The organism is Bacteroides sp. 51, assembly GCF_010500965.1.
In the GTDB taxonomy this organism is placed as follows: Bacteria; Bacteroidota; Bacteroidia; order Bacteroidales; family Bacteroidaceae; genus Bacteroides.
Genome location: NZ_QVMI01000006.1, coordinates 72,401 through 87,001, shown reverse-complemented (window position 1 = coordinate 87,001; position 14,601 = coordinate 72,401). Strand labels below are relative to the sequence as shown.

Below are 14,601 nucleotides of genomic sequence, written 5' to 3'. Positions count from 1 at the left end.
TAGGTATTTTTTCTTAATTAAGCAGGTAGAGCCGGATCATAAAGACCCGGCTCTACCCTTTCTTATCTGCTGCCCGCAAAGGAATAGAATGCCATTATATTACTATCTATCAACGAGTTGCATTTACCAACCAATTACACTAAATGTAAATACGCTTACATCATTACGTAAATACATTTACGAAAGGATGTAAACACATTTACGTAAGCATGTAAATGCATTTTCGTCAGTATGTAAATAGAGTTATCTCAGTATGTAGACAGAGCTATCCCGGTGACTTAGGATTACTTCTTTACAATCGCGTTCTTTATTCCTGCCAGGTTATCGTTGAACTCGGCCAATTGCGCAATAACCTGTCCGGCTTGGTTATTCTGATCAATGCCCGCCAACTTATTGTTCTTATTAAACACGTCTTTTATATGCGCCCATCTTTCGGCATCTTCTTTAGACAACAAACCGGCAAGCTCTTTCAGTTTCAAGAGATTAGCTTCGCTATCGGCAGTCAGGGTCTGTGATTCGCTTTCATAGTGCGTTAACACCAGACTGATAACTTCCTGTTTGTTCATCAGAGGCACAATCTGCCCGATCATCTTGTTCATATCACGGTAAGAACCTTGCAGTTTGAATGGTGGTTCCACCCGGTAAGCATCCTGCATGGCGGCACTTGCAATATAATTCTGATTGACTTTCTGCACAATGTTGCGTACCAGCAGAGCATTTTTAATCACAGCGATAAAGTCGTCTATATCCTGCTGTGTATGGTTTGCTTCCAGGTCGGGCATTAGTTCTGCCCCTGTCTCTACATAATCTACCAGATTGTAGAAATCGGCAAAGCTCTTTCCGGCGATTTTCTGCGTATAGGGATTCTCGACGATAGCATTCTCGAGCAAACTCAGATTGAAGAGGTTAGCCAAATCTCCGATTACATCTCCCAGGTTGTAGACATCGGCACGGTTCGCAAGCATATCGGGAATCTGGAACTTATCACCGCTTTCGGTATATGGGTTTCCGGCCATCACCACGCAGAAACGTTTTCCGCGTAGGTCATACGTTTTGCTTTCGCCGTCGAAAGTACCGTCCATCTTGCGCTGGCCATCGGCAAGGGAAATAAACTTCTGCAAGAATTCGGAGCTACAGTGCTGAATATCATCCAGATAAAGCATTACGTTATCTGACATTTCAAAAGAAAGATTGATCTTCTTTAATTCCTCACGCGCACCGGAAGTCTTGGCCTCTTCGGGGTCGATGGAGGTAATAGAGTGGCCGATAGTCGGACCATTGATCTTCACAAAGTTAAGCCCCATGATGCTTGCCAGATACTCCATTAGCGTGGTTTTACCATATCCCGGAGGAGACAATAAAAGCAACATACCCATACGTGCCGTACGTTTGGCATCACCGGCAACTCCCAGTTGCTTAGCCAGATTAGCACCAATTAATGGAAGATAAACCTGATTGATCAATTTATTACGTACAAATGAAGTCAGGACACGGGGTTTTAATTCGTTTATCTTCAACGATTTCCGGTAATCCTGAATAGCTTTCTCCTTAAGCGCAGTAAACTCATTGAATCTTGGTACACTCGCCGAAATGAAATGATTGAGTTTCTGTATAAAGCGATGATAGTCAATCTTATACTCATTGTTTATGATTACAGGGTGCGTACCGCGCAGGTCATTTATTTCAATCACATCCGGGCTTCGGCGCAATTCGAACTCGTATTCTTGCAGCAGGAGTTGACAAGCGGCTTCGCCGATATACTTTTTATACTTCAAATAGTCATCAGACAGATTGATAAAGGATGCCAGCCAGTTGCGAGTCAAAGAGAAACGTTCTACTGAACTGAATGATTTATCTTCAAGGTCCAAGCGGAAGTTCTCGGCAAGTTTCTGTTCTTTTAAATAATGTAGGAAGAGTTGCTTGAACTCCTTGGATTGCTCGCTAACAGTAAACGCCGAATTATCTCCAAACTCGCAGAACAGATACATGGCGATCTTTTCCGGACGTATCGTAGCAGAGTTAAAGTAAGTATTCCAGGCGTTATAGACTTCCTGAATGCTTTTCAGTACATATTGATAGTTGTTGGAAGCCGGAAAGGCTTTCAGTACATTGTTTGCAGAAATAATCAATCCGCGAAGCAGGTTTCTTTGTTCGTCCTTAATGCTGTACCAAAAGAGTTGCGCAGCTACCCTCACCTGCGGACGGAAAGATAGAACACCGAGTTGCTCGTGAATGGAAGTCAAAGCTTCGTAAATGCTTATGGCATCAAAGTCGTGAACTCCTTTCAGGTAGGATTCGGAATAACTGTTTTCGATTTTTTTAGTGATAAAAGCCCGGGCATCAAAGTCTTTGGTGATCTGGGATTCCTGGAAAGCGAGATAAGCCAGGTATTCGGCACGGTACACTAATTTGTTTTCCGAAACCACTTCCTGCTCCCAAATATCCTGGTAGTTATTTACCGCATCATTCTTTAGTGAATGATAGAAGTTTGTTCCGGTAAGATGAAACAGCAAGTTAGTATCCCGCCGTACAACGGTAAGATCCAATGACTGCTTGTTTACGGCAAACTTATAATTACCCAATGAGATGATATTCTCCCCATCAACAAAGAGTTCTGTTTTATCTTTAAGGATACGCAATGCATCTTCAAGAGAAGTTTTAAGACTGTTTTCCAGATTCTCAGCCTTGGAAACATCTCCTAATTCTTTAAGGTCTTCGACAAGTTTGCGCACTTTGTCCACCATCAGGTCGGTAGAGTAAAACGCTTGTATCTCCTCCTTAGACTTGAAAGACTGAGCTTTGTTTTCTACATTTTTCAGTACACGAAGCCCGATCTGTTCCAGCGAAGCCGTGCGACGGTTGATTTGTTCGATCAACTGAGCTTTCCGTCCATCGAAGGCTTTGACTACTTCATTTCGTTTATCGGCTATGATAAGGATAAACTCGTCGAAATCGGCAAATTTACTTTCCAATTCTTCGATTTGTACGCTTACCTTGGTGAAATACTCATCGCATTTATCGGGCGTAGTAGCCAGTTCAAGAAAGTTAACGATGCTCTGCTCCAAAAGCGTAAGCTGTGCACGAAATTCGGCAACAGCTTCTTTACTCTTTAAAGAGTCAACTTTCTTTTTGAGTTGTGCCCGCACCTCGTTCAGGGAGGAAAATATCAGAGATATTTTCTCTATGATACGTGTAGTTTGGGTGGTATCTTCTATTTTAAGGCTATTCAGTATATCAATAAGCAGTTCAAGCTCTGCCGATATTTCTTTGCAGTTTTCTTCTATTCTATTGGCATCAATAACCTTTTCGACCTGCTCAACCAGCTTCTTTTGTTCTACCACTTTGGCTTCATAAGGTAATAAAGCCTCATCTTTCAACAAAAACTCAACCGTTTTGTCGGAAAGGTCGACAGCAGTTTTGACTAACGTTGCTTTGAGTGCGTCTATTTTCTCCAGATCAATATAACGCAGGTTGACAAGCTCAATAACCTCACCTTGTAGCTTGCGGGTATCTGCCAGTAGCTTTACCAACTGCTCAAGAGAATCGTATTTGGAGTTCTTAATAGCAAAGAGCAACTTATCCACTTTATCCGTTGTAGTTTCAAGCACCTCGGCAGAGTGTTTCTTCTGTTGTTTTACCTTCTCAAACTCATCAATAGCCGTATTAGCTACGTCTTTTATTTGCAAGAGAGGCTCTGATAGTGCAAAGGTTCCACTATCGGTTACCCAGAAATAAGCATCAACAATATCATTAGATTTCTTTACAATATCATCATATAGCCCTTCGTAAGTATCTTCTTTGTTTATCAGATGAATTACTTCCTGGCATTCTGCCATCGCTTTTACGATGGACTTATTTCCAATCTTATAAAGGATGTTATCTCTTTTTTCATAGTTTTCGGGAAGCTGTAACGGATATGGAGTTTGCCATATCTGCACCTGATGGTGGCGGGTAGCTTCCTGCTCGGAACGGAAAAAGATCAAGGTCCCATCTTTATAAAGCGTATGTCCATTACAAATAATCGGCGTTTCTACCTGCTGCTTGATGATATTGTACGACATCAATACGTAGATATTCCGTTCATTCTGATAGAAGATATACAGGAAATCTTCTCCATTAGGGGAAACAACCTTGCGAAAGAATTCCAGATTTTCGAGATTGCTTTCGAATATTTTAGACTCTCCGTTCTGGAGATAATATCCATTGGGAAATATAACGCCATGATTATCGGGCAAAAGAATCCCGGCATCATTCAGCATCTTTATGTTGACCACTTCTTTGGTGCGGGTATTGAATACAAACGCACGGAAATCTTCCTGATAGGGTTTGATACGAATCAGGATCAGGTTGCCCAAATCGGCATAATAATAATCGGCATCATCGAGTTGTTGGTCTTTATTTTCAACTTTCTCTGCATAGATACCTTTTCCGGTCTGGGTATTATCTTCAATCTTAAAAGTAATATCTCCACCTGTGGCTTCGATAAATACTTTATCGAGGATGGAAACGTGGGGATATGCTCCCAGGCGACGATCTTCAAGCGTGGTTTTAATCCACTTGAACTCATGCTGAGGGGCTTTAACAACTTCGTGTATGCTTCTGTCGTCCTGATAAATGAGCTTATTTCCTTTAATAAGCCATTTGAATGCTTTCTCGTCACCCAGGTTTTTGCTGGTCTGGAAGATCATGTACAGGTAGTTCTCGGTTCTTCTGAATTTAGAGAAGATGGAGTCGCGATAGTACTTGTAGAGGTTTTTAAAGTCGGTGATGAACGTTTCGTCATTGATCAGATCGAGCGGTTGAGGAATAAACTGGTTGTTCTCGAAAAGATAGATACTGAATACATCACTTAACTGTATATCCGAACGCAAACCGAAATGAACATTATAACCGAAGATACAGAGGTTACCGAAAGCGATAATTCCTCTGGATTCACAGTTGTTCTCGGTAGTTATACGTTGATTGGCTATTAATGAAAAGTCCGTTGACGAAAATACTTCCTTACGCTCCTCGTTGAGGGAGTTAAGGCGTTTCACCAAATCATCTTTCTGCACCTGAAGGCGCTTCTTTATGATTTCGTAGGTACCGGCTTCTATATTTACCATTTACGATTTACAATTTACAATTTAACGAACGGATTACAACCACCATTTACAATTCACCAAGCCTACATAGCAAATGGTAAATTGTAAATGGTAAATAGTAAATTAATTGAGTTTTTTATTGCTGATTCCCATAGACTTCGCCATGTTCATCAAGCTACCTAAGAAGCCTTTGTCCTCTTCACTGGTACACTGACTCTGCATTTTAAGAATAAGGGCAGCAATACTTAAATTCTTCACATCATCCGTAGAGATATTCAAGCGATTTGCAAAATAGCGGATACGTTCAAACAAATCACCTTCCGAGCCACCATTGCCAAGCAATGCACCCTTGATTTGAGTAGCGTTTTCGCTTTCATTAACCAGACGATCAAAGCCTTTGGCGTTAGAGATTTGCTTAACAATATTCTCAAAGAACATGGTTTCGCCACCAACAATATCAATATCTGCATTCTTGAGTGCTTCCGACAACACATGAGCCTGAGCATCGGCAATATCTTTCTGTATAGCGATCTGAGCCAGTTCCACATCCTTGTCTTTTTGCAGGGCAAGTTTGAACTCTTCATGTTCTTTTCCGGCACCATCCAGTTTCTTCATTGCAGCCGCCTTTTCTTCGATTCCCGTAGCTTCTGCCAATGCCTTTTCTTTCAGCACTTCCGCTTCCATCAAACCTTCCTTACGCTTAGCTTCGGCTTTCGCTTCGATACCGGTAGCTTCCGCCAACGATGTTTTCTCAATGATGCTGGCTTCACCTACAGCAGATGCCATAGCTTTTTCCTTGGTTACTTCGGCTTCTACCAACCCTTCTTTTTTCTTCGCTTCGGCTTTGGCTTCAATACCTATTGCTTCGGCTTTGGCCTTCTTCTCAATCACCACAGCTTCTGCCATACCTTGTTGTTCAAGGGCTTCGGCTTTCGCTTTGATTACTTCGGCTTCTGCCAAACCATAAGTTGCATCCTCACGTGCCTTTGCATCGGCCAATATCTTGCGTGCTTCGGCTTGTTTAGCAGATGCTTCTTTCTGAGCCTCGGCATCAATCAGTAATTGTTTAGCTTTTTCTTCGGCGGCGAGTTTTGCAGCTTCGGCACCTTTCACCGTTTCAATTAAATGTTGTTCCGCTTCTTGTGATGCTTCGGTTATGCCGACTTGCTTCTTACGGTCTACACTTCTGAACGCTTCAATATCTTTGATATTCTGTTGTTCTTCCACCACGCCTTTTTCGAGTTGTACACGCTCGCGGATCACATCCTGAATATTCTTTTTCTCAACTTCAATTGCACGTTCTTTGTCAATTTGCGACAAGGTCACGATACGTTCGCGCTCGGTCTGTTCCAATGCACGGTCTTTTTCTACACGCTCTGCTTCGACCGCTTCGGTTCTTTGCTTATTCTTCTCGGCAATAATGATTTGGCGCAGTTTGTTTTCTTCCTGCACAGCCAATGACTCTTCCGTAGAGATGCGTACCGTTTCAGATTTCAGTCGTTCTTCCTCGCGTACCTTTTGGATCTCAGCTTCTTCACGAGCCTTTACATTGTCTATTTCGCGTCTTTGCTTTTCTTCTTTCTCGGCAAGTTGTCTTTCAAGTTCCAGAATCGCTTCGCGTGCTTCAACATCTTGTTTTTTGATTACTTTTTCTTCTTCACGACGAATCAGATTAGCTTTGATATTCTGAGCAGCAGTCAGGTCTGTGATCTTACGGATACCTTCGGAGTCGAGAATATTATCCGGACTCAGAAATTGCAGTTCGGTTTGTTCCAGGTAGTCAATCGCACAGTCGTCCAGTACATACCCATTCAGATCTGTACCGATGATATTGATAATTTCATCGCGGAACTCGCGGCGTGCTTCGTAGAGTTCAATAAAGTCAAACTTCTTACCCACTGTTTTCAACGCTTCAGAGAACTTAGCTTCGAAGATATCTTTCAGCGTTGAAATATCACTGGCACGTGAACAGCCGATAGACTGTGCTACGTTAATAACATCGTTGATGGATTTGTTTACACGTACAAAGAAAGCCACCTTGATATCGGCACGGATATTGTCTTTACAGATCAACCCGTCATGCTGCATTCTCTCAATCTGTACTTTCTTCAAAGAAATATCCATAATTTCCATCTTGTGGAAAATTGGAATGACATACATACCTTTATTAAAGGCTACTTTGGTGCCACCGACACCCGTACGTACAATTGCTTTTCCCTGAGGTATTTTCTTGTAGAATGTGGCCAGCATACCCATAATGACCAGCAGAATAAATATAGCAGCGCCCGCTATAATGATAATGAGTTCTCCCATAAGATTTGGATAGTTTTAATTATTATAATTTTGTTTATATGTTCCGAATACTAATTTCTTTGCTCACCAGATAGAGCTTTTTGTCATCCGATTCGTCAGCAATGATGATATAATCACCATATTTCAATTCTTCACCGTCTATACTCTTCACGTTGAGTTTGATTGGGTTTTTATCGACAATCACTTCTGCACAGCCTATCTTATCATCCTTAATCGAAGAAACCATCTTTCCGGAACGTCCTAGAAAGTCGATCGCTTCTTCGCCTTTATAGCCTATTTCTTTAAAGAGTTTCACTAAAGGATTAGTAGATAATTTAGTAAAAAACAATCCAACGAAAAACAAAGGAACAAGGATTAGTACGGACAGCGTGCCCCACCCTGTAATGTTAATGAACGAAGTGGTTATGAGCGTACCTACCCACATAAAGAATTTAAGTGTGGAAAGAATCAGCATAAAAGGTACCTTACCCACGTTCATAAAACTCAGGAACTTCATAAAGAATCCCGGCGACTTTTCTGTTGAAGGTTCTACATCGTCAGCACCACCATCAGCGTCAACATCAACCGGTTCGGGTTCGGCTGCGTCAATATCGACATCAAAGTCGAACCCCAGGTCAAGATCGTCCAATCCGGCACCACTAAAGAATACGAACAACCAATAAATCACGAGTATAGCCATGACAACGGTCATAACCGCATTGGGCAACGGATGTGTCAGGTTGTGCAGTAGTTCGGTCATAGTAGTAATATAGAAATGATTGATAGAATCAAAATAATCAATGACAATATTATGAGAGCCAAAGATAATATTATTACTTGAAAATCCACTATCATAGGGCTATTGGATTCCCAGCTTTTTCTTGATCTCATCCAGCTCGGTACTGACTTTATTGTCCGCACCGATGGCCTGATTAATCTCATCGTCTACGGTAGATTTTGCGCCACCAATCTCACCATAAGCCTGTGCAAGAGCCTCCTCTTCTTCTACTTTTTCTTTCATTCGTTGCAACATGCTAATGGTACTATTACTGTCGATCATAGCCATTTGCTTGTTCACTTCCTTAGTTGCACGGCTCACACGGATACGCGATTTAAGTGTTTTCAGTTCGTTCTCCCATTTGGTTATATTGAACTTCAACACATCAATATTTTGTTGTATACCTGCGGCGGCAGCTTCATGTGTTTTCTGTTGCTCATCCAACGCATTTGCCTCAACCAGTAGATTGTCTTTCAATGTTAATGCCTCGGTTGACAACCGTTCGGCCTGCGCCATCTCAAGTTCACCTTTCTGTGCTTTGGTCAACAGCAAAACAACTTTATTTTCATAGTCTTGTGCTTCGGATTGCTTTTTAGCTTTATCGTTTTTAGCACGTATAGCCATAGCTTTGATTTGCGCCAAAGATTCTATTGCTTTATCCAGATCTTCTCTCATTTCCCGGATGCCTTGTTCGGTCATACGGATCGGATCTTCCATCTTATCTACTGCGGAATGCATTTCCGCCTTGCCGATTCTTAATAGTCTTTTGAAGATATTCATAGTCTTATTTTTTAGAGAATTCAATAATTTGTTCGTAGTATTCGCCAAGGAGCAGACCTAATGAGTTCAATGCTCCTTCGAATTCATTTATATCCAGATTCTCGATTTGCATCGTATACCGGAAGATTACTTTGCGTCCTTCTTCATCCAGCACAAAAGCACCGTGAATAATATCCCTGTTCTTCTTCAACAAGGCTTTCAGGATTTCAGGATCATCACTTTTAAGGGTGAAGATGTACTGCTCCATAATAAGGATGGGAGGAGCAACACCGACAATGAGATTCTTGATACCATCGGGTTCATTCTCAATACAAAAGATACCATCCGCTTTACTTTGGTATGAGATGGAGTATCCCAACCTTGTGATATATTCTTCTATCTTTCTGAACATTTGTTTATGGTTTTACTTGTTTCTATTCAGTTCAGTATAGGAATACTGTAGGGGCGGTTCGCGAAGCGCCCGAAAATTGTTTCCGGGCATTGGGCGGTTCACGAACCGCCCCTACAGTAAATCATTAATTTCCCTCATTTCTCTTGTTTTTGAGCAAATTAAATCTTAGATTTGCAAATGCTTTTAGCAAATATAGGCAAAGAAATTTAATCTGCAAACTTTTTTAGCAAAATAATGACAAAGATAGGTAAAAACATAAAAAAGATAAGGAATATAAAGGGGTTGAGCCAGCAAGCCTTTGCAGACCTGTTTCACCTTACCAGAGGCAACATTTCGTCATATGAAGAGTTTCGTGCAGAGCCTAAAATAGAGACATTGGTGAAGATTGCTAATTATTTTAGCATTCCGCTAACCAGCCTTATAGAAAAAGAATTGTCGGTAAATGAATTGTTGCACTACAACACTGCATTGGTAGTGGAAACTGAAAAGCTAAAAGTAACACAGCAGTTAACGCAGGTTCCTTATATACCTATATTATATATAAATGATTATATTGCTCAATTTATGAGCGAAGAGTTCTTAAGCTCGTTACCCCAAATCACCGTACCCAGTAATTCGAAGTTTAAGTTAATCGCCATAGAAGTAGAGAACCAGGAAAACCTACCCAGCGGATTCGATTATAAGAATGGAGATATTCTGATCTATGAGGAAGTGGTAAAGGAGAACATTCACCGGATTATCGGGAAGTTAGGCATCATGGTTAACGCCGAAGGCATAAAATGGGGAGTATATAAAGAAAAAGATAACAATATATCATTATCACTCAACACCTGGATTGAATATCCCTTTGATATCAACACAGAAGACACACAATACTGGATACTAAAGGCGTCGTACAGACAGGAGTGAAAGCCTCACCCCAGCCCTCTCCAAAGGAGAGGGCTGGGGTGAGGCTGTAAACTGATAACTACCTGAATCCGGTTCACTTTCCCAAACAAACACTAATGGTTTACGAAGAAACTCGTCTATGTTAGCGATTTCATTTTCATCATCAGCACTTCTTTTACCCGCATATTCAGGAGTAGTTAAAGTGAAAGTCAGCGTATTATCTTCTTTTGACAGACTGGCTTTAGCAAGTAACATATCCATTCTGCTCCGGTAAATTGTATAATCATCAAGTCTTGCCGAATCAAGCAATTGGAAGTAATCATCCATAACGGGAGGTGTCAGGTAGGAGGAAGAAGGAATTTCGTTCCAATCCGCAGCATAGAAGCGTACCTCACTATCGCAAACCGGAGCGCAAGTGGTGGATACCGTACAGATTATCTTTGTTGAGTCATTCACTGCCAATGTTTTCATCTCCCATGTACTTCGGGATGTCATCTGAATACGGATATAATCAGAAGTCAGATCTGTCATTTCCGAAGTACCTCCAAACTTATTCTTTACTTCGGCTTTCATATTGCTTTCGAGGAAGTCCACAAAGTCTGCCCGGTTCACGGAAGAAAGTAATGGTAATACGGCTTCGGGGATATTACTGAAAAGGGTCTTAGCTTCCTGAGCCTGTAAGGCGAAAGGGGCTAAGAATAGGAATATAACAAGGAGTATCTTTTTCATATTTTTCATTTCGTGCCCAAATATAAGAATATCATACCGATTAACACCAACAGCAGATCAATTGCTTTACTTTTTAAATTCTTTTCACGGAACACCAAGGCACCAAACAGGAAGGAAACAATTACACTGCTACGGCGTACCATAGACACAATGGAAATCATGGAATCGTCATAACTCAAAGCGTAGAAGTAAGCAAAGTCGGCCGCGGAAAGGAATATGGAGATCAGGATGATGGTCCAGTCCCAACGAAAAGGTGTAGTGGTTTTACGTTTGGGAAGCCACAACAGTAGGATGATAGGACACATAATGAATACCTGATAGACATTGTACCAGGATTGCACCAGCATGGGGTTGAGTTGCTTCATCAGGTATTTGTCGTACAAGCCGCTGATGGCGCCCATGATGGCCGCCATGACGATAAAGAATATCCATTTGTTGTGTTTAAAGTCGATCCCTTCTTTCTTGCCGGAACGGCTAAGCATAAAGAAAGAGATAATAGCCAGGGTTACCCCAATCCATTGATATAGATTCAGGCGTTCGCCAAATATGAGCAAGGCACCTACAAGCACCATCACCGGGCGGGTAGCGTTGATTGGACCAACTATGGTTAGTGGTAGATGTTTCATGCCGAAGTAACCGAATATCCAGGACGAGAGGACGATGAAGGACTTGATAATGATGTATTTATGTGTCTCCCACCCTGCTACCGGAACGTTAAAAATGGTATCTCCCAATATATGGGGAGCAAAAGCGGAAACCAGGATGAAAGGCAGAAATATTAAACTGGAAAAGATGGTATTCAGGAACAGTACAGGAAGAACCGCATTGTCTTTCAACGATTGCTTTTTGAATACATCATAAAAGCCCAGCAATACGGCCGAGCAAAAGGCCAGGAATAACCACATTTTTATTTACGATTTAACGATTGTTTTATTTACGATTGGACGATTTACGATTTACGATTGAAGTAACTTTGTTAATGATTTACCTGGTTACTTCAATCGTAAATCGTCTAATCGTAAATCTTAAATATTTCCTCCGGATACTCCACATCAACCAGGAAAAGCGCATGTCCGGGAGCAGAAGTTCCGGCTTTGCCACGGTCTTTCTGTTCAATGACTTTGCGGAATTCTTCAACAGTCATTTTGCCGCGACCAACTTCGAGTAGCGTACCTACAATGGCGCGAACCATGTTGCGCAGGAAGCGGTCGGCACGAATGGTAAATACCCAGTTGTTTTCGCCTTCTTGGGTCCATTTGGCGTGGAGTACGTTGCAGTTGTTGGTTTTTACGTCGGTGTGCAGTTTGCTGAAACTGGTAAAATCCGAGTATTCGAGCAGGGTTTGGGCGGCTTCGTTCATCAAGTCAAAGTTCAGTGAACCATGAATGCGATAGCGGTATTGCCGGTTGAATGGGAACTTATGGGTAGTTACGTAATATTTATATATACGAGTCACGGCATCGAAACGGGCATGGGCGTCTGGCTTCACCGGGCAAACATCGAATACGGAGATGTCTTGGGGCAGGATGCGATTTAGTTTCTCTGTAACTTGTACTGTATCAAGGGGTTCGCCGTCGTAATCGAAGTGAGCTACCATCAGTGAAGCGTGTACGCCGGCATCGGTGCGTCCGGCACCAATCACTTCAATATCTTTTTGTAAGAAGGTGGTTAATGCCTTCATCAGGGATTCCTGCACACTGATTCCATTGGGTTGTATTTGCCAACCGTGATAGTTCGTTCCGTCGTAGGCTAGATAGATAAAATATCGTTGCACGTTCTATGTTTTTTGGTTTTCGGGTGCAAAGGTACGACTTTCTTGTAAAGAATGGGACTAATTTTACTACCGGATTCACCTGTACATATTGTTTTTTTTGAAAAAAAGTATCATATCTGACATAGGCTTCCGAGAGGCTGATGAATAAGGGCTTTTAGAAAATTGTATATTATACAGAAGTTGCACACTAATATCACAAGTATCACATTTGAGCGAATAAACAGAATGAAAAGCTATAGCGGAATGAAAAAGAAGCATAAGATTTCGTTCTTAGTATAATAGGAATAAAGGTCGCAAACTGTAATAAGGCTAGCGCAGATCCACTTGCATGGAGCAAAAAAGACCCGGGTGTTTCGGGTCAAAACACCCGGGTCTTTTAGTCCGATAGACCCGGGTCTTTTGCCTGGAAACACCCGGGTCTTTTATATCTCAGGGAACTTGCACGAAGTTTCGATTGCAGTTCTATTTGCCCCTGATTGCTGTTCTATTTGGCTCCGATTGCTGTTCTATCTCCCAACAAAGCTTACTTTACTTATGCTTCACATTGGTTTTTGCTCCGATACCGGATGGTTTAAAATCGGCATCGGTGGTTAGGAGTAGTTTATCTACGCGGACATAATATTGGGAGGTATTCAACAGATCCAGTACCAAGGCACCTTTGGGTAGGTCGAAACTGCCACCATACTCCCATTCGTATCCTTCCTTACCGTGCTTGCCGAAATCGGTTTCGGTAAGCTCTCCGTTGATGATCATTTTGAACTTGCGCTTTGCCGGAGACTCGGAATAATCGCGCGAACGTACCCAAAGATGGTATACACCGGGCTCTTTTAGTTTAAGATTTGTGGTGGCCTTAAGATCGTTCACGTGGAAGAATTTATCTTTTTCTTTGGTCACACCGGCTAGTATAATGTTATTCTGGTCTTGTTTTTTCGTCCAGGTGTTCACGGCCGGGAAGTCTTCGGCTTCTATCCACAGGTCGGTACCCGAAGAGGCTTGGGGACCTTTGAAGGCATCGAGATATTCAACAAAAGCCGCTTTCCGGGTGTCGTAATCTTCTTTGGAAATCTCATACCAACGGATATAATCGAAATATACGGTACCGGATGGGGTGGCATCGGGTTGGTTGGCGATGCAAGTCAACCAAAGGTATTGCTCGTGCTGAGGTAGCTGGCGGGTATTGATGGTTTTGAGCAGACGTCCGTTATAATAGTAATTCATATAATCGGGGGTAAACTCGAAACCGAAGCGGTTGTAGGTTTGCGACAGGTCTTCGGTGGTGGTAACGAAGTCCCGGTTTACATCGCCATGTTCGGGATACCATTGGATGGCGCCGTAGGAGAATATATGTTCATCGTGGCGGGTATAGTGCTCGAAGCAATCGATTTCCAGTCGGGGCATGTTCTTAAATTCGGGACGCTTGTCGTCAAAGCCGCTCATCCAGGTGGTCCAAAAGGATTCGTGCCATCCGTAGCCGGTATCCAGTCGGGCGCCGACTTCGAAGTAGCCGTACTTAACGGGGAATTTGGAGATGATGCCACCGCCGGTATATTCCATGTCCTGGTGTTTTTCTTTCTTCAGGTCGATAACGAGTTTGCCATCAGAAATAGAGACGTTTTCTGCACGTTGGTAGCTAGTGCCGCTTTTGCCGATGCGGTGTTTCCATTTTGAAGCGTCTAGTTTGGGGGAGTCAAATTCATCGGCCCAAACGAGTTTATAGCCTGCCGGGGCTTCGGGGTTCTGCTCGGAGATTTGCGCTATGGCTATTGCGGGGCAAGCCCAAAGCAAGAATAAAGCTGTGAGTAAAGTAAGTATGTTGGTTTTCATAGGGTAAATGTAGGGGCGGTTCGCGAACCGCCCGAAAATGTTTTTCTGTATATTCTGTGTA

General features: G+C 42.3%; 10 protein-coding genes. 1 reads left to right on the top strand and 9 read right to left on the bottom strand.

Annotated elements, in window-relative coordinates; translation table 11 throughout:
* Nucleotides 1–284: 284 nt before the first annotated feature.
* From D0T87_RS06890 to D0T87_RS06870, 5 genes are all read right to left on the bottom strand, one after another.
* Entirely contained in the window at nucleotides 285–5,105 is a 4,821-nt protein-coding gene (locus tag D0T87_RS06890; RefSeq protein ID WP_163174145.1) for a DNA repair ATPase, read from the bottom strand.
* A gap of 102 nt (nucleotides 5,106–5,207) precedes the next feature.
* Complete coding sequence (locus tag D0T87_RS06885; RefSeq protein ID WP_163174143.1) at nucleotides 5,208–7,397, bottom strand: flotillin family protein; 2,190 nt, start codon at nucleotides 7,395–7,397, stop codon at nucleotides 5,208–5,210.
* Between the two features lie 34 nt (nucleotides 7,398–7,431).
* Entirely contained in the window at nucleotides 7,432–8,136 is a 705-nt protein-coding gene (locus D0T87_RS06880; RefSeq protein ID WP_163174141.1) for an OB-fold-containig protein, read from the bottom strand.
* Nucleotides 8,137–8,235: 99 nt separating this feature from the next.
* Nucleotides 8,236–8,934: a PspA/IM30 family protein gene (locus D0T87_RS06875; RefSeq protein ID WP_163174139.1), complete on the bottom strand. Its 699-nt coding sequence runs from the start codon at nucleotides 8,932–8,934 to the stop codon at nucleotides 8,236–8,238.
* A gap of 4 nt (nucleotides 8,935–8,938) precedes the next feature.
* Nucleotides 8,939–9,325: a YbjN domain-containing protein gene (locus D0T87_RS06870; RefSeq protein ID WP_163174137.1), complete on the bottom strand. Its 387-nt coding sequence runs from the start codon at nucleotides 9,323–9,325 to the stop codon at nucleotides 8,939–8,941.
* Between the two features lie 234 nt (nucleotides 9,326–9,559).
* On the opposite strand from D0T87_RS06870, the gene D0T87_RS06865 reads away from it, so the two are divergent.
* On the top strand, nucleotides 9,560–10,234 hold the full coding sequence (locus D0T87_RS06865) for a helix-turn-helix domain-containing protein (RefSeq protein ID WP_163174135.1): 675 nt from the start codon (nucleotides 9,560–9,562) through the stop codon (nucleotides 10,232–10,234).
* On the opposite strand, the gene D0T87_RS06860 is transcribed toward D0T87_RS06865, so the two are convergent.
* The 4 genes from D0T87_RS06860 to D0T87_RS06845 all read right to left on the bottom strand — a co-directional run bounded on the left by D0T87_RS06860 (nucleotide 10,208) and on the right by D0T87_RS06845 (nucleotide 14,540).
* Nucleotides 10,208–10,951 (bottom strand): DUF3256 family protein, encoded by a 744-nt coding sequence (locus D0T87_RS06860; RefSeq protein WP_163174133.1) that lies wholly within the window; start codon nucleotides 10,949–10,951, stop codon nucleotides 10,208–10,210. The two genes, D0T87_RS06865 and D0T87_RS06860, sit on opposite strands and share 27 nt — an antisense overlap.
* On the bottom strand, nucleotides 10,948–11,847 hold the full coding sequence (locus D0T87_RS06855; protein WP_163174131.1) for a DMT family transporter: 900 nt from the start codon (nucleotides 11,845–11,847) through the stop codon (nucleotides 10,948–10,950). The genes D0T87_RS06860 and D0T87_RS06855 overlap by 4 nt, the downstream gene beginning before the upstream one ends.
* Nucleotides 11,848–11,954: 107 nt before the next feature.
* A complete protein-coding gene (gene truA / locus D0T87_RS06850; protein ID WP_163174129.1) occupies nucleotides 11,955–12,716 on the bottom strand; it encodes a tRNA pseudouridine(38-40) synthase TruA in 762 nt (253 codons plus the stop codon).
* Nucleotides 12,717–13,244: 528 nt separating this feature from the next.
* Nucleotides 13,245–14,540 (bottom strand): family 16 glycosylhydrolase, encoded by a 1,296-nt coding sequence (locus D0T87_RS06845; protein WP_163174127.1) that lies wholly within the window; start codon nucleotides 14,538–14,540, stop codon nucleotides 13,245–13,247.
* Nucleotides 14,541–14,601: the final 61 nt, after the last annotated feature.